The sequence below is a fragment of the Streptomyces sp. NPDC012637 genome, assembly GCF_042954805.1.
Taxonomy (GTDB): domain Bacteria; phylum Actinomycetota; class Actinomycetes; order Streptomycetales; family Streptomycetaceae; genus Streptomyces.
Genome location: NZ_JBIBDS010000005.1, coordinates 157,685 through 178,327, shown reverse-complemented (window position 1 = coordinate 178,327; position 20,643 = coordinate 157,685). Strand labels below are relative to the sequence as shown.

The following is a 20,643-nucleotide window of genomic DNA, read 5'->3' as shown; positions in this document are numbered from 1 at the left end:
GGGGATTCCTCTCACCCGCGGCTGTCCCGCCATTTGCCCGCGGCTATCCCACCATCCCCCCGCGGTCGTGCCGCCCCCGCGGAAATCCCTCCGGGGTCACCCCTCGCCGCGCCGCCCGGTCCGGCTGACTGCGGGCGGCTCCTCGGCGTCGGCACCGTCGCGGGGTTCGCGCCGCTCCTGGTGCATGAGCTGCCGGACGACCCGCACGAGGTCGGCCGGCTCGAAGGGCTTGGCAAGGAAGGCGTCGACGCCGGCGGCTCCCCCGCCCGCGCCGTCCGTCCCGTACTCGGTGCAGGCGCTGATGATCGCCACCGGCAGATGACTGGTCCGCGGGTCCTCCCGCAGCCGCGCGGCGGTCTTCAGCCCGTCCAGTCTGGGCATGACGACGTCGAGGGTGACGACATCAGGACAGACCTCATGCACGACATCCAGACACTCGGCACCATCGGCCGCGGTCACCACCTCGAACCCCTCGAGTTCGAGATTGACCCTGATCAGCTGGCGGATCACCCGGTTGTCATCGACAACCAGCACCCGCCCGGACACGCCTGACACACGTCGAGAGTAGGTCGCGGGGAGCACCCGCGTCCGGCTTTTGCCCACTTCTGACCCGTGCGAGGGAACACCCCCCTGGTGACGCGGTGGAAATACCTGTTCACAGGCACCCTGCAGGAGCTGGTAGTGTTCTTCCCGTCGCCGCGAGAAGCGGCGGACGCCCCCGTAGCTCAGGGGATAGAGCAACGGCCTCCGGAGCCGTGTGCGCAGGTTCGAATCCTGCCGGGGGCACTTCGCAGGAAGTGCCAAGACCCTCCAAACAGTGTCAGAACTGTTGGGGGGTCTTCTTGCGTTCCGCAAGAGGAAAGCCCGCGCTGACCAAATTCCGGGGAACCGGCACCGTGGACGACCGGCTCCGCGACTTCGCGAAGGAGTCACCGACCCCGACTGCAGACGTCTCCACGCTGCTCCCAGGCATCGCCGCGGCCGTCGCCCGGCGCGACCAGCTCCGTGAGACACGGCAGGAACAGGGCGAGGCGGAGCGAACGCCGTGTGAACGCGAGCCCCGGCCCGGGTCGGCAGCGCTTTCGTGTTCGACCTCCTCGCTCCAGACCCCTGCGGCTCACAGCCCGTGTTCGTCCAACAGCCGCATCAGGTTCCGCTTGCGCTTCTGGGCGGCGCGCAGGTCGGTGACGTACGCGGCGAAGTCGCCCGGTGTGCCGAGGCGGTGGTGGCTGTCGCGGATGCTCAGGAGCAGGCTGACGAGCTGTTCGTAGGCGTGCATTCCGGTCTCGCGGGTGAGGCGGGCGGCCAGGCGGTGGTAGACGGCGAGGGAGTCCGCGGGGCGGGTCGGGCGGGACTGGTCGGCGAGAGCGAGCCACTGGCCGTCGTGGGCGCCGTGCTCGCGGGCCGCCTGCCAGGCGGCGTCGACGTCCTTGTCGTCCAGCAGGACGTCGACGAGGACCCGGCCACCGTACGCGTCAGTCCGTTCGGCATCGGCGCGGAGAAGCTCCAGCGCCTTCTCCCGCTCGGTCGACCAGCAGTCGGCGGCCACGGCTGCGGCACGCAGCTGCTGGTAGGTGAGCAGGGTGCGGCGGGCGGTGAAGTGCTCTCGGCGCAGGGTGACGGCGTCGGCGAGCCGGTCGGTGCGGGCGTAGCGGTCGGCGAGGTGGTCGACCAGGGCGGTGTCGACGCCGGCCAGGTCCTCGGTCTCCCGGATGCCGCGCTCGGCCCATTCCAGCGCTTCGGCGGTACGGCCGGCCGTGTCCAGCTCGCGGGCGATGAGCAGGTGGGTGTGACCGTTCGGCGCGAGGTCGGCGGCGTGCACGGCGATCACCGTGTCGGTGTCCCGCCCCGACTTCGCGAGGCGCTGCATGAGGTGCTTCTCGGCCCAGCCGGTGCGGTTGGCCTGCCAGGCGTCGACCGCGTACCGGCGAAGGGCGGCCATCCCCCGCTCGCCGAGCAGGTCCTCGTAGTCGAGCGGGTCGACGTCCGTCAGGTCGGCCGCCTCGTCGAGGGCATGGGCCACCAGCCATTGCGCGAGTTCCTCCGGATCGGGGCGGGCCGCGCGGCAGGCCTCGTGGTGGGCGTCGGCGAGATCGGTGCCGACCTGGCCGAGTCGACCGTCGGAGTCGTCGACACGTTCGACCACGGAGCCCAGCAGGCCGATCGCCTCCCGAGCCAGAACCGTCGCGTCGGTCGCCTGACCGGAGGCCGTCAGCGATCGGATCGCGGTGACCGCCTGCCCGGCCTGGTCGGCATAGGCACCGGCGTCGGCGTACTCGACGTAGCCGTACTGGGCGAAAGGGCCGATGTCGAGCAACTCGCGGACACGGGAACGGATCCCGGCCACGTCGCCGCGGGCGCTCGCCGCCCGCAGTTCCAGACGCCTCCGCAGGTTCCCGTCCTCGTCCATCTCCTCCCGCACGAGGGCGAGGAGGTCCTCCCGCGACAGGCCCATCAGCCAGGCGTCGAGGCCTCGGGCCCGGTCCCGGGCCGCATTCCGCAAGCGAGGGAGGTCGGCCTCCTGAGCAATCACCGTCAGGCCGAGCGCGACCAGATGCTTGCAGAAATTGCCCTCCTGGCCGTACGGGCAATCGCACGTGCCCGCCGGCCTTCTGCGACCGCCGAGGAGCAGCTCCACCTCGTACCGCTCCGTGCCACGTACCGATGCCCTGACCCAGCCGTCACCGAACTCGACTCGGGACACCTCGTCGACGTAAGCACGTCCACGCGCGAACGAACGCTCCCCGGCCACCGCCTTCAACTTCGCTTCCGTGAGACCGCCCATTCCTCCGCGCATTCCTCCGCCCACTCCTCCGCCCATTCCTCCGCGCCTCGATTCGGCTCGGGCCCCCGAACGGCCCTCACACTGTCGCCCGCCAGATCGAACAGTCCCAGGGTTCAGTGCGGCTGGCCCCCTACGCGAGTCGTTGCCGGCTTCGCCGACTCACCTGTCCTCCGGTTCCCGCCGGCTCCGCGCCCAACCGACGGCCCCTCCTCTCGCCGGGCCGTCGACGCCGATTCACCGACCGGAACATCAGCGTGTACGACCTCCGGCCGTCCCGGCTGTCGTACACCGGCGCAGACGGCCGAACGAGCCGAACGACCGATTCCCTGCGACGTATCGTGCCCCGCCTGTATGGTCGGCGCCCAACCCGGCTCCCTGGATCGTCCCCCGGAAGGTGCCGCATGCCCCAGCCCGCCACCGTGGACCTGACGAAGGCCACCCCCACCGTCTCCCTGGCCAAGCACGGCGTGACGTCGGGGCTGATCAAGGTCAACCTCAACTGGACCTCGCCGCAGGCCGCCGCCCGGCAGGCGGCCGGCGAGGCGCGTGGCCTGTTCGGCCGGCTACGGGCCTCGCTGCGGTCGGCAGCGGCCAGAACGGTGGACCTCGACCTCGGCTGCATGATCCGCTGCACCGACGGTTCCAAGACCGTGGTGCAGGCCCTGGGCAACGCGTTCGGCGCGGTGGACGGCTTCCCGTACGTCGCCCTCGACGCGGACGACCGGACCGGGGCCCGGGAGACGGGAGAGAACCTGGTCATCAACCTGGATCACCAGGCCGAGTTCCAGAAGCTCCTGCTCTTCGTCTACATCTACCAGGGGTCGGGTGACTTCCGCGGCCTGGACGCGGTAGTGACCCTGACCTCCGACCGCGGCGACCGCTTCCGGGTGGTACTGGACGAGTGCCCGCCGCAGGCGCACGCCTGCGCCATCGCCCTCATCAAACGGCAGAAGGGCGAACTCGTCGTCGGACGCGAGGTGCGCTGGTTCACCCCGGCGGACGGCCCCGGCGTCCAGGACGTGATCTCCCGCGCCTACCGGCTCGGCATGAAATGGACACCCGGCCGGAAGTAAACTGCGGCCTATGACTCACAACCGAAAGGGCCATGCCGCGTAGGCGGCCCTCCAGTCTCCGGGAGCGACGCAAGTGCTCGCCCGGGCATCGGACTTACTCGAAGGTCGGCCGGCTGTCCGGGTCGGCACAGGCGCAGATCATCCGGTTGGAACGGACTCGGCTTCAACCGGGCTCGATTGCACGGGCGCTTGCTCGTTGGGCTTCCATCGCCAGGTCACCGAAGGACCGGCTCCCCGCACCGTTCGGCAACCGGTGTGGAGTCACCGAGTGCTGCCCAGAGCCGGCAGACGAACGGGATTTGCTGGAACTGGCCATCTGCGCGCTCCCCAAGAAGAGCTCCCGGGAGCTACGCAGCAGCGTGCACGCTCTTGATCTGCGCATCCTCGCACGTCCCGACGCCTATCCGTACGAGAATCCACCTCGTCATTGGTGGCGGAGCTCCTTTTGACCCGGCCCAGCACACCCGAGAGACCCGTCTTCCAGCGGAATCGGTACGGGTGGGTGGGCGAATGGGGATGGAGGGTCATCCTCGTCGGACACGTCCACGCCCGGGTTATGCGGCAGGTGGCCGACCTCGGTCGCTCGTATTTCCACGTCCGGTCCTCGAAGCCCGGGTACGGAGTCGGCACTTCGGTGCGGAGGTAGGGGCGGGTGGGGTCCGGAGGCCGGTGCCCTCGGGAGCGCGAGGCGTTCTCCGGCCTGAGAACGCGGACGGGGCCGCCCGGTGTGCCGGGCGGCCCCTGGTTCCCCACGTGTGGGGTGCGTGTGCGGGCGCGTTACTTGACGTTGACGGCCTTCCACGCCGCGTTCACCGCGTTGTACTCCGCGCTGCCCGCGCCGTAGAGGTCCGTCGCCGCCGAGAGGGTGGCGGTGCGGGCGCCGGCGTAGGTCGTGGACGAGGTCATGTAGGTGGAGAGGGCCTTGTACCAGATCTTGTAGGCGGCGGCGCGGCCGATGCCGGTGACCGCGGAGCCGTCGTACGTCGGGGAGTTGTAGGTGACCCCGTTGAGCGTCTTCGTGCCGCTGCCCTCGGACAGCAGGTAGAAGAAGTGGTTGGCCGGGCCCGAGGAGTAGTGGACGTCGAGGCGGCCGAGGCTGCTGGACCAGTAGTCGGCGGAGTTGCCGTCCTTGCTGGGCTTGTCCATGTAGCGGAGCGGCGTGCCGTTGCCGCGGATGTCGATCTTCTCGCCGATGAGGTAGTCGCCGGCGTCCGACGAGTTGTTGGCGTAGAACTCGACCGCGGTGCCGAGGATGTCGGAGGTGGCCTCGTTCAGGCCGCCCGACTCCCTGCTGTAGCGCAGGCCCGCGGTGGACGCGGTCAGGCCGTGGGTCATCTCGTGGCCGGCGACGTCCAGGGAGGTCAGCGGCTTGGCGTTGCCCGCACCGTCGCCGTACGTCATGCAGAAGCACTGGTCGGACCAGAAGGCGTTGACGTACGCGTTGCCGTAGTGGACACGGCTGTACGCGGCGACGCCGTCGCCGCGGATGCCGTTGCGGCCCAGCTCGTTCTTGTAGAAGTCCCACGTGACGGCCGCACCGTAGTGCGCGTCCGCGGCCGCGGTCTCGCGGTTGGACGCGGAGCCGTTGCCCCAGACGTCCGTGGAGTTGGTGAAGAGGGTGCCGGTGCCGGACGTGCCGCCGTTCAGGTCGTACGTCTTGTGGCCGCCGCGGGCGGTGTCGGTCAGGGTGTACGACGGCGCCGTGCCGAGCGTGACCTGGCCGCTGTACTGGGTGTTGCCGACGCCCGTCTCGATCGCCTCGAAGGAGTGGAGCTCCTTGCCGGTGGTGGCGTCCGTGATGACGTGCAGCTCGCTCGGCGTGCCGTCGTGCTGGAGCCCGCCGACGACGGTCTCCCAGGCGAGGACGGGCTTGCCGGTGGCGGCCCAGATCACCTTGCGGGCGGAGGACGCGGTCGCGCCCTCGGCGTCGGCGGCGGCCACCGCCGACTGCTTGGCGGTGGTGGCGGCGACGGCGGGGGTGGTGCTCGCCACGGATATGCGGGCCTCGGTCGCCTTGGTGGCGGAGCGGGCGCCGTTCTTCTTCTGGTGCACGACGAGGTCGCCGCCGAGGACCGGCAGGCCCTGGTAGGTGCGCTCGTAGCGGGTGTGGACCGTGCCGTCGGCGTCCTTGACGACGTCCCGGACGACCAGCTTCTCCTGGCCGGACAGGCCGATGGCCTTGGCGGTGCCGGCCGCGGCGGACTGCGCCTCCTGGATGGCGGCGGCGCGCTGGGTGCCGGTGAGCACGAGCGCGGTCGCGCCCGCCTCGCGCTGGGCATCGGCGCTGGCGGATCCGGACTGGATTCCGACGACGACCATGGCGGCCGATGCGATCAGGGCGGCGGCTCGGGCGGTGGTGTGACGACGAGGCGAGGTCTGCTGGCGGGTCACGCGGGCTCCTTCGCTGTTACGCGTGGGGGATCTGTGTGGGGGGTGGTGCGCGAGTGAGCGTGCCAGCGAGCAGCCCCGATTGACAGGTATGCAACAAGGATTTGACCATCAGTTGTCCGAAGGGTGGCCAACTCCGTCCGCTATGCGGAGGGTTGACCGCTCCAAGGGTCATAGAGGGTTCGAATAGGGGCGCGGGAGGGGTGCCGGAGCGGCGCGGGAGCCGGTGTCGGGGACGCACCTGAGTGGGTGCCGGAGCCCCGTCGGACCCCAGCCGATGCGGTGCCGGATGCGCGACGAAGGCGTGCCGATGCGGGTTGCGGAGATGTACCCGAGCAGGTGCCGGGACCCTGCCGGACCCGTGCCGGGGCGGTGCCGAAGGCGACGCGGGCGTGCCGATGCCGTGCCGGAGGCGCGCGAGAGCCGGTACGGAAGGCTGCCGGAGCCCTGCCGGCTCCGCGCCCCGGCCGGCCCTCCCCTACGTCAGACGGTCAGGTGGTGCAGCCGCGGCGGCTCGGTCGTCGCGTGCGGGGCGCGCAGCGCGACCGCGGCATGGTGGGACGTGCCGCACGGCAGGTCGTGCAGGGACCAGCCGGCCGGGGCCTCGGCCCCGGTGCTCAGGTCGTCCAGGTGCGGGGCCCGGCCGAGGCCGGTACCGAGGCCCTTCAGATAGGCCTCCTTGCGAGCCCAGATGCGGCCGAACGCCGCCGCCCGCCGCGCCGGGTCCCGCTCCGCCCCGGCCGAACCGCCCTCGGCCCCGACCTCGGCCCCCGCCTCGACCTCGGCCCGTTCCGCCGGGTGGAGTACGGACACCAGTTCCCGTACCGCCTCGGGCTCCGGGCGCAGCTCGACGTCCGCGCCGACCGGGACGGGCGCCGTCGCGATCAGCACCCGCCCGCGCGTGTGCGAGAGCGAGAAGTGCAGCGGCGGCTCGGGCAGGGACACGGCGAGGGCCGGACGGCCGTGCGGCTCGCCGCAGCACGGGCAGGGCTCACGCGTGAACGTCAGGTCCTCCGGGCGCTCCCCGAGCAACCCGCCGAGTACGGTGCGCAGCGCGACGTGGGCCACCGTGTACAGGGTCCGGTCGGCGGGCCGCAGGAACGCCGCCGCCCGCTCGCGCTCCCGCGCGTCGAGGACGCTCACGTCCAGGACGCTCGTACCCAGGACGCTCGCACCCAGGACGCTCGCGTCGAACAGCGGTTTGCGCGCGCTTCCCTCCAAGTCGGGCGCGAAGCCCCGCAGTTCGTCACGCGTCCCGTCGAGTTCCAGGAGCCAGGCGTCGGCCCGCATCGGTCGGTTCCTCCCGTTCCGCGCGGCGGGTGCCGCGGCGGGCTCGACCGTACACGTGTCCGCCGAACGGGCCGACGAGGACGTCGGCCACGAGTCGATCGTCCTTACGCCGTGCGCCTGCGCGGAGTCGCCTTCTTCGCCGCCGTCTTCTCCGCCGCCTTCTTCGCGGTCTGCTTCGCCGGCTGCTTCGCCGGCTGCTTCTTCGCCGTCGACTTGGCCGTCGACTTCGTGGTCGACTTGGCGGTCGACTTGGTCGGCGCCTTGGCGGTGGACCTGGTCGCCGTCTTCGCCGTCGACTTCCTCGCGGGCGCGGCCGCCGTCTTCTTCGCCGCCGTCTTCGCCGTGGACTTCTTCGCGCCCGTCTCCTTCGGCGCCGCCGCCGAGGTCCGTGTCGCAGCCGTCCTGGTCGCGGCGCGCTTCCGCGGCCTGAGCTCGGTGACCTCAGCCGCCTCATCCGCCTGGGCCGCCTCAGCCGCTCCCGCGCCCTCGCCCTCGGCGCCCGCCTCTCCCCGGGCCTGCTTCGCCGCCCGTACGCTGCTCTCCAGGGCCGCCATCAGGTCGATCACCTGGCCGCGACCGGCGGCCGTGGGCTCGGGCGGGGCGAGGCCGGCGCCGCCCTCCGCCTTCGCGGCGATCATCTCCTCCACGGCCTCCCGGTAGTCGTCGTGCAGCGAGGAGATGTCGACCTCGCCGAGCGTGGCCATCAGGGCGTCGGCCAGGTCGAGTTCGGCCTCGCGTACGGTCACCTGGGTCTCCGGCGCCACGCCCTCCGGTGCGCGGATCTCGTCCGGCCAGAGCAGCCCGTGCATGGCGATCACGTCGTCGACGACCCGCAGCATCCCGAGCCGCTCGCGCCCGCGCAGGGCGTACTTCGCCACCGCCACCCTGTCGCTGCGCTTCAGCGCCTCGCGCAGCAGGGTGTACGGCTTGGCGGCCGGCACGCCGTTGGCGGAGAGGTAGTACGCGGCGTCCATCTGGAGCGGGTCGATCTCACCGGCGGCGACGAAGGCCACGATCTCGATCGTCTTGGCCGTCGGCAGCGGCAGTGCCGCCAGGTCCTCGTCGGTGATCGGGATCATGGTCCCGTCGGCGTCCTCGTACGCCTTGCCGATCTCCGCCTGCGTGACCTCCTCCCCGTCCAGCTCGCACACCTTCTTGTAGCGGATCCGTCCGCCGTCCTCGGCGTGGATCTGGCGGAAGGAGACCGAGTGGCTCTCGGTGGCGTTGACCAGCTTGATCGGGATGCTGACCAGGCCGAAGGATATGGCCCCGTTCCATATGGATCGCACTGTTCATCCCCTTCGCACCATTGGTCGGGAATCATGGGATTCTCATCGTATGACGCCCATCACAGAGGTGGAGGGGCGGCGCCTGGTCCTCAGGAACCTCGAAAAGGTCCTCCACCCCGCCACCGGCACCACCAAAGGCGAGCTGCTGCACTACTACGCCACCGTGGGGCCCGTGATCCTGCCGCATCTGCGCGACCGGGCGGTCTCCTTCCTGCGCTATCCGGACGGCCCGGACGGGCAGCTGTTCTTCACCAAGAACCCGCCGCCCGGCACGCCCGCCTGGGTGAACACCACCCCCGTCCCCCGCTCCGACGCGCCCCGCGCCCGACAGGTGATGATCCAGGACCTGCCGTCGCTGATGTGGGCGGCGAACCTGGTCGTCGAGTTCCACACCCCGCAGTGGCGGGCCGACTCCCCCGGCGTCGCCGACCGGCTCGTCCTCGACCTCGACCCGGGTCCTCCCGCGACCGTCGTCGAATGCTGCCGGGTCGCCCTCCACCTGCGGGAACGGCTCGCTGCCGACGGTCTCACGGCGTACGCGAAGACCTCGGGGTCCAAGGGCCTGCACCTGCTCGTGCCGCTGGTCCCGGCGCCCTCCGAGGAGGTGTCCGGCTACGCCCGACGGCTCGCCGTCGAGGCGGAGGCCGAGCTGCCGCGGCTCGTCGTGCACCGGATGGCGAAGGCCCTCCGGCCCGGGAAGGTCTTCGTCGACCACAGCCAGAACGCCGCCGCGAAGACCACCGCGACCCCCTACACCCTGCGGGCGCGCCGGCTGCCCGCCGTCTCCGCCCCGGTGACCTGGGAGGAGGTCGAGGAGACCGCCGAGACCGGGGAGACCGGAGCCGCGGGGAACGGCGGGGCGGAACCGCTGGTCGTGCTGCTGGAGGACGTCGCGCCACGCCTGGAGACGTACGGCGAGCTGCTCGCGCCGCTGTTCGACCCCGCGGTCGCCGGAGCGCTGCCATGAGCCCCTCCCCGCCGCCCGTACCCCCGCCCCCGCCCGACGCCGCCGGCCGTGGCCCCGGCCCCGGCTCCGAACCTGGCCGCGCCCCGGACCCCGACCCGGCCCCGGACCCCGGCCCCGGCCCGGACGTCGTGCTGCGGCCGCCCGTCGACGTCATGCGCCCACGCGCCGCCGACGAGCTGCCCCGGCAGGGCAGTGTTCCGGGCGGCTTCCAGTACTCCCTCAAGCTCGACGGCTTCCGCGCCCTCGCCTTCGTCCTCGAGGACGGCGAGGTCTTCCTGCAGTCCCGTGCCCGGCGCGACCTCGCCGCGGAGTTCCCGGGCATCGCCGCGTACCTCGGTGAGCGGCTGCCCCCGGGGATCGTCCTGGACGGCGAGCTCTGCGCGTACCGCGAGGGGCGGCTGAGCTTCACCGACCTGCTCCGCACCCACCGGGACCGCGAGCGGGCCGGGGTCCCCGTCTCGTACATCGCCTTCGACCTGCTCGCCCTCCCCGGCCACGACCTGCGCGGCCGGCCGCTGCACGAACGCTGGGACCTCCTCGGCGCCGCCCTCGCCGGCATCGGGCCGCCGCTCCAGCGGGTGCTCGCCACCGACGACGAGGCGACGGCGCACGAGTGGTTCGGCGCGCTGCGCGACGCGGGCGTCGAGGGCGTGGTGGCGAAGGCCTGGAACTCGGCGTACCGGCCCGGTGGCACCTGGTCCTGGCGGAAGGTACGGCACTCGGACACCGGCGACGCCCTGCTCGCCGGGCTGTTCGGGCCGCCCGACCGGCCGCACGCACTGCTCGTGCGCCTGCCCGACGGGCGCGAGTTGCGCACCACGCCACGGCTGACCGGGGCCCAGGCGCGCGAGGTGGCCGAGCTGACGGCGGGGCGGGTGGCGGCGGAGCCGGTGGAACACCCGGAACACGGGCCGGTACGGCCGCTCACCGGACCCGTCACGGTCGAACTGCGCGTGATCGCCGGTCGCCAGGACACGGCAAGGTTCGTACGGGTACGGGAGGCGGAGCCGTGGCCGGAGCCGGAGGGCGGGGACGCGTAGGGCGGGGACCCGTAGCGCGGGGACGCGTAGGGCGGGGAGCCCGAGGGCGGGGACCAGTAGGGCAAGGAGCCCGAGGGCGGGCAGGCGTGGGCGGGAAGGCGCAGGGCGAGGAGGCGTGGGGCGAGAAGGCGCAGGGCGGGAAGGCGTAGGGCGGGAAGGCGTAGGGCGAGGAGGCGCATGGCGAGGTGGGGCGGGGAGGCGTGGGAGCCCCGCTGTTCGTCCTCGGCCTGCCCGGCCTCCCAGCGTGAACTGGCCCCGCGGCCGGATAGCGATCCCCCTCCCCCTCCGCTCCGTTCCGGACAAAGTCCCCGCGCACCCGGGTGCGGGACGCGGTGCGGGCGGTCGGGTGCGCAAGTGTGCATGTCCGACGGGCGGTTGAGGTGTCGATGGACGGGCGGAGGGGGCCCGTGAGGCTGCTCCAGCGGCGGGTCGAGGGGCCCTCGGGGCTCCCGGCGGGCCCCCGGCGGACCTGCGCGTGGCGCAAAGCGAGCGGCCGCGCGGGGCCTGCGGAACAGCGTCCGGCGGGCGGGTCCTTGTTATGGGTGCGTTGGTGCACACTTGCTGCCTGGTAAGCGCTCACGGGGAAGGCGGCCTGCATGCTGACGGGGATCGAGGAGGTCGACTGGGCCTCGCTGGGCCATGCGTACGGCCCCGCGGACGACGTGCCGGAGCTCCTGCGGGGTCTCGCCTCCGACGACCCCGCCGAGCGGGAGAACGCGCTCGACGGCATGTACGGGGCGGTGCACCACCAGGGTGACGTCTACGACTCGACTCTCGCTTGTATCCCCTTCCTCCTCGAACTGGTCGCCGACCCCACGGTCCAGGACCGGGGCGGCATCGTCGAGTTGCTCACCAGCATCGGCGGCATCGACCTGTGCGGGGACGAGGAGCTGGAGGAACTCGACCCGGACGACGAGGAGTTCATACCGGCGGCGAACTACGCGATGGCCGCCGCCGCGATCGCGGCAGGCGCCGACGTGTTCCTCGCGCTCGTCGACGACCCCGATCCCGAGGTACGGCTCGCGGCCCCGTGCGCGCTGGCCTCGCTGCACTGCGACCCGGTCCGGGTGCTCGACCTGCTGCGCGAGCGGCTCACGGTCGAACAGGACACCGAGGTGCGGCTCGCCCTGGTCGCGGCGGTCGGACGGATCGCGCTGCGGCACGAGTCGCTGCGCGACGAGACCGTGGACTGGCTGGGCTGGCTGTCGCGCGCCGCGCAGGCGCCGGGGCTGCGGCTCGCGGCGCTCGCGCAGCTGGGCCGGGTGGCGCCGGCCGAGATCCCGGAGGACGTGGTGGAACGGGTCACCGTGCTGCTCGACGAGGTACGGGCGGCCCCGCCCGGCCCGTCGGACGCATCGGCGGACGCCTTCGGCTCGCTCGACTCGCTCGGCTCGCTGGACTCGCTGGGCTCGCTCGACTCGCTGAACTCCGTCGCTGGAGTCGTGGGAGCTGCGGATGCCGACGGCGTCGAGGGCATCGGCAGGATCGACGGGGCAGACGGGGCAGACGGGCTCGATGGGACCGACGGGGTCGACAGCATCGATGGTGCCGCGGCGGGCTGTACGGCCGCCGCCTCCGCCGCCGCCTCCGCCTCGGCGTTGATGGGGCAGGTCCGCGAGCTGTTCGAGGAGCACTCGGTGGGCCGCCCGACGCCGTGGACGGAGGAGCTGCTGCGCACGCTGCACTCCGCCCTGGACGACCGGGTCGACGACCGCATCGCGCTGATCCTGGCGCAGCTGCGCAGCCCCGACTGGGGTCAGCGGTCGGACGCGATCTGGTTGTGCGGCGGTCTGATACGGGTGTGGCGCGGGCGGTACGAGGAAGTGGTACGCCTGGTCGGGGCGCAACTGAGCGATCCGGAGCCGCGGTTGCGCGAGGCCGCGACGTCGTTCCTGGAACGGCTCTTCGAGCTGGGCGGGCCCGCGGCGGACGCGCTCGCCACGCGCCTCTCCACCGGGTCGCCGGGGCCGCTCGGCCTGCCGGGGCCGGGCGCGCGGGCCGGGCGGGGCGGGGCGCTGCTCGCGCTCGCCCGTTGCGGCGACGCGCGGGCGATCCCGCTGCTCGCCAGGGCGCTGGAGGAGCGGGAGGTACGGCGGGAGCTGTTGTACGCGGTCGACTCGCTGGGCCCGGCGGCGCAGCCGCTCGCGCCGGTGCTGCGGCGCCGGCTCGGAGAGGTGGAGCTCGACGACCTGCTGTACGACCGGGCGGCGCCGCTGCTGTTCGCACTGGGCTCGGTGCGGGGCGCCCAGGCGTTGCCGGAGGTGCTGCGGGTGCTGCGCGGTGCGCCGGTGAACCGGCGGGAGTGGGTGCGGGAGGCGTGCCTGCGGACACTCGCGGCGTTCGGGCCGGCCGCCCGGAAGGCGCTGCCGGACGTGCGGCGGCTGCTCGACTCGGAGTCGGCGGCGGTGTCGTCGATGGCGGCGCGGGCGATGTGGGCGCTGGACGGTTCGCTGGACGAGGCGCTCGGCGCGCTCGACCGTTGGCTGCGGCCGGGTACGTCGGGCGGCGAGTGGTGCGCGGCGGCCCTCGCGCTGGGTGCCATCGGGCCGGCAGCGGCCCGCTCGGCCCCTGCCCTGCGTGCGGGGCTCGGCGCGCGGGACCTGTGGGTCCGGGTGCGTTCGGCGGCGGCGCTGTGGCGGGTGGCGGGCGACGCGACGGAGACCCTGCCGGTGCTGCTCGCGGGCTGGGAGGAGAACCGGCACACCCGCGTGGCCGTGGCGGAGTGCCTGGCGGAGATGGGCCCGGCGGCGTCCGCCGCGGAGCCCGCGATCCGCGCGGAACTCTCCCGCCGACGCCGCCACAACGCCCGAGAGGACGGCGCGGGTTCCCACGACGTCCACGACGACGAGAAGCTCCTCACCTTGTGCCGCGCGGCCCTGACCCAGATGGAGCGCCGGATGTACTGACGGCGTCAGGCCGCCAGGAGGCCGCGCGACCGGGCGGGCGGGAGGCCGTCGCCGCCTGCCGGGACTGCGCGGCGGGCGGGCGGAAGGCCGGGAGGCCGTCGCCGTCTGCCGGACTGCGTGGCGGGCGGGCGGGAGACCGCGCGGCTCGGCGACCGCGCGGCCGGGCGGCGAGGGGCGCGCGGCCGAGCGGGCGGCGAGGGGCGGGACTGAAGGGCCCTGCCAGGCCCGCCGGTCGGTCGGGGCCCGGCCCCCGGCGGCCGCCGGACGGCGGCCGCCGGGGGCCGGACGGCGGACGGCGGACGGCGGGCGCCGGGCGCCGGGCGCCGGACGAGCCGGCCGATGACGGGGCCGGGCGGACCGGCCGGATGACGGGGGGCGACGGCGGCCACGACCGCGCTCCGCCCTCGGCGGGGGCGCTGGCGCCCCCGCCTGCTGCTTGCGGCACACCGCGGCGGGATGCCGCTGTGCCCACGCGCGCCGCTGCCGGTCCATCGGAGCGGGGCCGCGAGCCCACCGCGGCAGGGCCGCGAGCCCAACGCAGTCGGCCGCCAGCCCCGACGCGGGCCGCACCGCACCCGCGGACCGTGAGCCCCCGGCGCGGACTTCCCCGTGCCCCGCCCCTCCGACCGCCCCTCCGACCGCCCCTCGGACCGCCGCGCATCCGCTTCTCCCGTGCCGCGCACTGCGCGGCATGCACCGAGCCCGCAGGCTCACCTCCGGCTCACCGTTACACAACCGCAAAGACGGACATTTACCTTCGTATCCGGTCAACCGCCGCCACCCGATCGGAGTCCACCATGGGCCGCCGCCCCTCTCCCCTCCGCCGCCCCTCTTCCCTCCGCCACACCTCCCCCCTCCGCCGACGCGGGCTGCTCGTCAGCAGCGCGGTCGCCGTCGCCGTCGGAGGCGGCGTCATCGGGTGCAGCGGTGCCGTCGGGGCGGCGGGGGCCGGGACAGGGGCCGGGGCGCCGGATGTCAGCATGCGGAACGTGGCCGTGACGCCCGCCGCCCGCCAGGCGGCGCCGGCCATGGCGGCCTCGGAACCGAATCGTCTGGTCATACCGTCTGCGGGAGTGGACGCCGGGCCGATGCTGAAGCTCGGCCTTGACGCGGATCAGGAGATGCGGGTGCCGTCGGTGGAGCAGGCCGAGCAGCCCGGCTGGTACACGGGGATCGTGACGCCGGGCGAGCGCGGGGCGGCGGTGGTCGTCGCGCACTACGACACGGCGCGCGGACCCGCCCTGATGCGCGACGTGGCGAAGATCAAGGCCGGAGACCTGATCGAGGTGGGGCGCGCGGACGGTTCGACGGCACGGTTCGCGGTGCGCGAGATCCAGCAAGTGGACAAAAAGGACTTCCCTACGAATAAGGTCTATGGGAAGACCGACCGGCCCGAGCTCCGCCTCATCACCTGCGGCGGGCCCGTCCGGGACGGTCACCGCACCGACAACATCATCTTCTTCGCCGACCTGGTGAAGTGACCCCTACCGGGGTCCAAGGGGAACCCATGGGGACCTCAGGAAGCCGACGACCCCGACCCGCCCGAGGAGGGCAGTGACCACGCGACGCCGAGCGCGGCTCTCCGCCGCCACCGCCACCGCGGCCGTCCCGGTCGCGGCCCTCGGCGCGCTCGCGCTCGCCCTGACCGCCGTCCTCACCGGCTGCGGCGGCCAGGGCGAACTCCAGAGCTCCGGCCGCACTCCCTCCGCCGTCGGCCCGGTCCGGCTCTGGCCCGACCTGCCGCCCGCGACCAACCCGCCGATCGACTACGGCGAGACCGACACCCAGCGCGTCCCCGGGATCGAGGTCCCGGACAACGACGTCCACACCGTCGACGCCGTGGCGGTCGTCCAGGCCGAGGTACGCGGCAACGAGGAGTCCCGCTCCGGCCCGGACGGGATGTACGAGGAGACGGTGCGGGCCGTCGAGGACTGCGGCAAGGACGAGGACAAGGGCAGAGACGCGGCCAAGGGCAAGGGCAAGGGCGCTGCCTGTCCGATTCTCAAGCCGTACTACCGCGACCTCACCGGCAACGGCCGCGACGAGCTCATCGTCGGCATCCGCATGCCGGACCAGCAGCTCGGCGTCCGGGTCTATCTCGCCGAGAACGGCGGTCTGACGCGGATCATGTCCACCGTCGACCAGGTCGTCAGCGTCGAGCTCGCCGGACGGGACCTGATCACGCGGGTCAGCTCGGCCGGGATTCCCGGGTACGAGTACCGGACCGCGTGGTCCTGGGACGAGCAACAGGGGTCGATGCTGCCGGCGCGCGACGAGATCGTGCGGGTGAAGCCCGGCGCGGGGAGCTCGATGGTTCCCGCACCCGAGTTCGTGAGCCCGACCGCCACCGCCCCCGGCCGCACCCCCGCCCCGAGCCCCTCCGAGGCGGGCCCGTGAACCGGCCCGAGGAACCCCACACGCCCGGCACGCCCCGATCGCCCCGCACACCCCGCTGGCACCGCGGGCACCACCGGCCCCGCCGACCCCGCTGGCCCTGGCCACCCCGAGCATCCCGCTCACCCCGCTCATCCCAGGCAGCCCAGACACCCCAGGCACCCCAGGCAGCCCAGACATCCAGAGCACCCCAGGCATCCAGGGCACCCCAGCCACCCTGGGCCGGCCGGAGCACGAGGTCCGCGGCCCGCCGCTTCCCCCGGCTGCCCGCCTGGACCGCGACCCTCACCTGGAAGGCCGCGGTCTTCATCACCGTGATGTGCTGCGCCCTCGCGGCACTCCTCGGCGTCCTCGTCCACGTGTCGGTCGCCGGGCAGACCGTGAAGGACTCCCGGGACAAGGCGCTGACCCGGCTCGACGAGGTCAGCCGGCTCTACGAGTCGGGCGAGCCGCTGCCCCGGTTCGCCGGGGTCGACCCGGCCGGGCTGCCCGAGTCCCTCCGGGCCCTCGCGCTGGCGGGCGAGCGGGGCACGATGGTGACCGAGTTCGAGGGCCGCCCGACCATGTGGGCGGCGGCCCCCGCCGACGGCCGCGCCCTCGCCGTACGCATCGACTACACCCAGAGCGCCGACACCATCGACGGGCTCGACCGCTCGATCCTCGGCTCCTCCGTCCTCGCCATCGGGGCGACCCTGCTCGTCGGCGCCTTCGCCGTCACCCGGATCACCCGGCGCCTGCACGCGACCGCGCAGGTGGCGCGGCGGATCAGCGCCGGCGACCTGGACGCGCGCGTCAACGACCCCCGTACGGAGGACCCTTCGCGCCCCCAGGACGAGGTGGCCACGGTCTCCGGGGCGCTCGACACCATGGCCTCCTCGCTCCAGCGCAAGCTGCAGAGCGAGCAGCGGTTCACCGCCGACGTGGCGCACGAGCTGCGCACCCCGCTCACCGGCCTCTCCGCCGCGGCCGAACTGCTGCCGGAGGGGCGGCCCTCGGAGCTGGTGCAGGACCGGGTGCGGACGATGCGCGCGCTCACCGAGGACCTGCTGGAGATCTCACGGCTCGACGCGGGCACCGAGAAGGTGGACCTGGCCGTGCACGACCTGGGGCCGCTCGCCGAACGGGTCGTGCGCGCGTCCGGCACCGACACCGAGGTCCGGGTGGTGCGGGACGTGACGGTGGAGACGGACAAGCGGCGGCTCGAGCGGGTGCTGGGCAACCTCGTCGCCAACGCCCACAAGCACGGCGCGCCGCCGGTGGTGCTGACCGTCGACGGGCCGGTGGTGACGGTACGGGACCACGGCACGGGCTATCCGGAGTACCTGCTGGCGGCCGGACCGCAGCGGTTCCGTACGGAGGGCGGCGGCAAGGGCCACGGCCTCGGGCTGACCATCGCCGTGGGCCAGGCCGAGGTGATCGGCGCGGAACTCGTCTTCTCCAACGCTCCGGAGGAGGACGGCCCCGGGGCCCTCGCCCGTCTCACGCTGCCGGAGTACGTACGCCTGGCCGATCCGGAAGTGCCGACGGACGCGTGACGGCGGCACACCGTCACACAAAAGGGACATAAGGCTTACTGCTTGCTACGTTGCGGTCCATGACCGCACCGCCGCCGACGGACGCGAAGGACACCAGGGACGCGCCCCCGCCCGGCGTGCGTGTGCCCAAGCGCCGTGGTGTGGAGTTCTCGCTGCTGGTCGGCGCGGTCCTCATCTCCGTGTGCGGTTACGCGGAGGTCGGGCTCGCCCGCAGCGGTGCCGTGCCGCCCGACGCGGCGCGCTACGGTGCCGGGCTCGGGCTCCTCGCGCTGCTCGCCCATCTCGCGGTCCGGCTGCGCGCGCCCTTCGCCGACCCGCTCCTGCTGCCGATCGCCGTGCTGCTCAACGGGCTCGGCCTGGTCCTCATCTACCGGCTGGACCTGGAGACGCCGGGCGACCGGGCCGCGCCGACCCAGCTGGTCTGGTCGACGCTCGGCGTCGGCCTGTTCATCGCCGTGGTCCTGCTGATCCGCGACCACCGGGTGCTGCAGCGGTACGCGTACCTGTCCGTCGCCGCCGCGCTCGCGCTCATGATCCTGCCGATCTTCTTCCCTGCCGTGAACGGCGCCAAGATCTGGATCCGGATCGGCGGACTCTCGTTCCAGCCGGGCGAGTTCGCCAAGATCCTGCTGGCCGTCTTCTTCGCCGCGTACCTCGCCGCCAACCGCAACGCGCTCGCGTACACGGGCCGGAAGGTCTGGCGGCTGCAGTTCCCGACGGGCCGGGTGCTCGGGCCGATCGTGGCGATCTGGCTGCTGAGCGTCATCGTGCTGGTCCTCGAACGGGACCTGGGCACGTCGCTGCTCTTCTTCGGGCTCTTCGTGATCATGCTGTACGTGGCGACCGGGCGCACCGGCTGGATCGCGGTCGGGCTGCTGCTCGCCTCCGCCGGCGCCTTCCTCGTCGGCTCGCTCGAACCGCACGTCCACAGCCGGGTGCAGGACTGGCTGGACCCGTTCGCCTCGATCCGGGCGGGCGACGGGCCGGGGCAGCTGGCCCAGTCGCTGTTCGCGTTCGCCGCGGGAGGGATGCTCGGCACGGGCCTCGGGCTCGGGCACTCGGTGCTCATCGGCTTCGCCGCCAAGTCGGACTTCATCCTCGCCACAGCCGGCGAGGAGCTGGGCCTGGTCGGCCTGACGGCGCTCTTCCTCCTCTACGCGCTGCTGGTCGCCCGCGGCTACCGCGCCGGGCTGGCCCTGCGCGACCCCTTCGGCCGGCTGCTCGCCATCGGCCTGGCCTCGATCCTGGCGCTCCAGGTCTTCGTCATCGCGGGCGGGGTGATGGGGCTGATCCCGCTCACCGGCATGGCGATGCCGTTCCTCGCCCAGGGCGGGTCCTCGGTCGTCACCAACTGGGTGATCGTGGCGCTGCTCGTCCGGGTCTCGGACTCGGCGCGCGCCCCGCGCCCGGACATGGCGGACACCGGCGTCATCGCCCCGATCGCGGAGGACGCGAAGTGAGGGGACCCCGATGATCCGCTACATCCGACGGGCCGCCGCCCTCTGTCTGGTGCTGCTCGTGGCGCTGCTCGTCAACGCGGCCCGGGTGATGTTGTTCGAGGCGGACGAGCTGGACGACAACCCGGCCAACCGCCGCATCGCCATCTCCCGCTGGGAACAGCCGCGCGGCGCGATCCTGGTCGACGGCCGGCCGGTGACCGGCTCGCGCGACAGCGGGCAGCAGCTGCGCTGGGAACGCACGTACACCCAGGGCCCGTTGTACGCGCCGGTGACCGGCTACGCCTCCCAGACGTACGGGACGACGCTCCTGGAGAGCGCCGAGGACGACCTGCTGTCCGGCACCGATCCGATGCTCGCGCCGCTTCCCCTCTGGAGCGACGTGAGCCGCGGCCGGCGGCCGGGCGGCGACGTCGTCACGACCGTACGGGCCCGGATGCAGGAGGCGGCGTTCCGCGGGCTCGACGGCAAGCGGGGCGCGGTCGCGGCGATCGAGCCGTCGAGCGGCCGGATCCTGGCGCTGGTCTCCTCCCCCTCGTACGACCCTGGGGTGCTCTCCGGCACGGGCGCGGGGGTCAAGGACGCGTGGCAGCGCCTGAACACCTCCCCCAACCAGCCGATGCTGGACCGGGCGATCCGGCAGACCTATCCGCCGGGCTCCACCTTCAAGATCGTGACGGCGGCGGCGGCCCTGGACGCGGGCGTGGTCACCGACCCCGACGCCCCGACCGACACCCCGGACCCCTTCGTCCTCCCCGGCACCCGGCAGGTCCTGCCGAACGAGGCCACGGGCTGCGCGGACGCCTCGCTGGCCGACGCCATCCGGTGGTCGTGCAACACGGTGATGGCAGGGCTGTCCGTGAAGGTCGGTCTTGACCGGATGGTGGCGACGGCCCAGGCCTTCGGCTTCAACGACACGGGCCTGCGGGTCCCGTCGTGGGTGGCGAAGTCGAACTTCGACACCGACATGAGCGACGACCAGCTGGCCCTCTCCTCCATCGGCCAGTTCGACACGGCGGCCACTCCGCTGCAGATGGCGATGGTCGCGGCGGCCGTCGCCAACAACGGCGAGATCGCCCAGCCCCACCTGGTCGAGCGCACCACCACCTCGGGCGGCACCACGGTCGACACCACCGGCCGCCGCACCTACCGCCAGGCGATGCGCCCGTCGACCGCGACCCGCCTCCAGGAGCTGATGGTCCGCGCGGTGGAGGACGGCACGGGCACGAACGCCGCCATCCCGGGCGCCCGCGTCGGCGGCAAGACCGGCACCGCCCAGCACGGCCTGGGCAACACCGGCACCCCCTACGCCTGGTTCATCGCCTGGGCCCAGGCCAAGGACTCGGCCCAGCCGGCGGTCGCGGTCGCGGTTGTGGTGGAGGACGCGGAGGCGAACCGCACGGACATCAGCGGGGGCGGGGACGCGGCACCGATCGCGAAGGCGGTGATGGAGGAGGGGTTGAGGCTGGAGGCGGAGGGGCGGGGGCGGTGACACCGGCAGCGAGGGGCCGGGGGGCTG

General features: G+C 73.3%; 14 protein-coding genes and 1 tRNA gene. 10 read left to right on the top strand and 5 right to left on the bottom strand.

The window, feature by feature from the left end; all coding sequences use genetic code 11:
- Positions 1 to 96: 96 nt before the first annotated feature.
- Positions 97 to 555: a response regulator gene (locus tag ACFY8W_RS21175; protein WP_391107286.1), complete on the bottom strand. Its 459-nt coding sequence runs from the start codon at positions 553 to 555 to the stop codon at positions 97 to 99.
- A 159-nt stretch (positions 556 to 714) separates the two neighbouring features.
- Here ACFY8W_RS21175 and ACFY8W_RS21170 point away from each other — a divergent pair.
- Positions 715 to 786 (top strand) — tRNA-Arg (locus tag ACFY8W_RS21170).
- Between the two features lie 331 nt (positions 787 to 1,117).
- Here the strand turns inward: ACFY8W_RS21170 and ACFY8W_RS21165 are convergent.
- Entirely contained in the window at positions 1,118 to 2,785 is a 1,668-nt protein-coding gene (locus ACFY8W_RS21165; RefSeq protein WP_391108252.1) for a DUF6880 family protein, read from the bottom strand.
- 401 nt (positions 2,786 to 3,186) lie between these two features.
- Here ACFY8W_RS21165 and ACFY8W_RS21160 point away from each other — a divergent pair, with 401 nt between their 5' ends.
- Positions 3,187 to 3,858, top strand: a complete 672-nt coding sequence (locus ACFY8W_RS21160) for a hypothetical protein (protein WP_391107283.1) — start codon at positions 3,187 to 3,189, stop codon at positions 3,856 to 3,858.
- A gap of 777 nt (positions 3,859 to 4,635) precedes the next feature.
- Here the strand turns inward: ACFY8W_RS21160 and ACFY8W_RS21155 are convergent.
- The 3 genes from ACFY8W_RS21155 to ACFY8W_RS21145 all read right to left on the bottom strand — a co-directional run bounded on the left by ACFY8W_RS21155 (position 4,636) and on the right by ACFY8W_RS21145 (position 8,825).
- Positions 4,636 to 6,177: a M4 family metallopeptidase gene (locus tag ACFY8W_RS21155; protein ID WP_391108249.1), complete on the bottom strand. Its 1,542-nt coding sequence runs from the start codon at positions 6,175 to 6,177 to the stop codon at positions 4,636 to 4,638.
- A gap of 552 nt (positions 6,178 to 6,729) precedes the next feature.
- Complete coding sequence (locus tag ACFY8W_RS21150) at positions 6,730 to 7,536, bottom strand: 4'-phosphopantetheinyl transferase superfamily protein (protein WP_391107280.1); 807 nt, start codon at positions 7,534 to 7,536, stop codon at positions 6,730 to 6,732.
- A 104-nt stretch (positions 7,537 to 7,640) separates the two neighbouring features.
- Positions 7,641 to 8,825 (bottom strand): Ku protein, encoded by a 1,185-nt coding sequence (locus ACFY8W_RS21145; protein WP_391107277.1) that lies wholly within the window; start codon positions 8,823 to 8,825, stop codon positions 7,641 to 7,643.
- A 49-nt stretch (positions 8,826 to 8,874) separates the two neighbouring features.
- Here ACFY8W_RS21145 and ligD point away from each other — a divergent pair, with 49 nt between their 5' ends.
- The 8 genes from ligD to ACFY8W_RS21105 all read left to right on the top strand — a co-directional run bounded on the left by ligD (position 8,875) and on the right by ACFY8W_RS21105 (position 20,616).
- Positions 8,875 to 9,792 carry a non-homologous end-joining DNA ligase gene (ligD, locus tag ACFY8W_RS21140; RefSeq protein WP_391107275.1) on the top strand — a complete coding sequence of 306 codons (918 nt, stop codon included), beginning with the start codon at positions 8,875 to 8,877 and terminating at the stop codon, positions 9,790 to 9,792.
- Positions 9,789 to 10,832, top strand: coding sequence for a DNA ligase (locus ACFY8W_RS21135; RefSeq protein WP_391107273.1), 1,044 nt, complete (start codon positions 9,789 to 9,791; stop codon positions 10,830 to 10,832). Before ligD ends, ACFY8W_RS21135 begins: the two co-directional genes overlap by 4 nt.
- 596 nt (positions 10,833 to 11,428) lie before the next feature.
- Positions 11,429 to 13,738, top strand: coding sequence for a PBS lyase (locus tag ACFY8W_RS21130; protein WP_391107270.1), 2,310 nt, complete (start codon positions 11,429 to 11,431; stop codon positions 13,736 to 13,738).
- A 995-nt stretch (positions 13,739 to 14,733) separates the two neighbouring features.
- Positions 14,734 to 15,219: a class F sortase gene (locus ACFY8W_RS21125; RefSeq protein WP_391107268.1), complete on the top strand. Its 486-nt coding sequence runs from the start codon at positions 14,734 to 14,736 to the stop codon at positions 15,217 to 15,219.
- A gap of 73 nt (positions 15,220 to 15,292) precedes the next feature.
- Positions 15,293 to 16,135 (top strand): hypothetical protein, encoded by an 843-nt coding sequence (locus tag ACFY8W_RS21120; protein WP_391107265.1) that lies wholly within the window; start codon positions 15,293 to 15,295, stop codon positions 16,133 to 16,135.
- A 314-nt stretch (positions 16,136 to 16,449) separates the two neighbouring features.
- On the top strand, positions 16,450 to 17,667 hold the full coding sequence (locus tag ACFY8W_RS21115; protein WP_391107263.1) for a histidine kinase dimerization/phospho-acceptor domain-containing protein: 1,218 nt from the start codon (positions 16,450 to 16,452) through the stop codon (positions 17,665 to 17,667).
- 59 nt (positions 17,668 to 17,726) lie between these two features.
- Positions 17,727 to 19,127: an FtsW/RodA/SpoVE family cell cycle protein gene (locus ACFY8W_RS21110; RefSeq protein ID WP_391107260.1), complete on the top strand. Its 1,401-nt coding sequence runs from the start codon at positions 17,727 to 17,729 to the stop codon at positions 19,125 to 19,127.
- A gap of 10 nt (positions 19,128 to 19,137) precedes the next feature.
- Positions 19,138 to 20,616: a penicillin-binding transpeptidase domain-containing protein gene (locus tag ACFY8W_RS21105; RefSeq protein WP_391107257.1), complete on the top strand. Its 1,479-nt coding sequence runs from the start codon at positions 19,138 to 19,140 to the stop codon at positions 20,614 to 20,616.
- Positions 20,617 to 20,643: the final 27 nt, after the last annotated feature.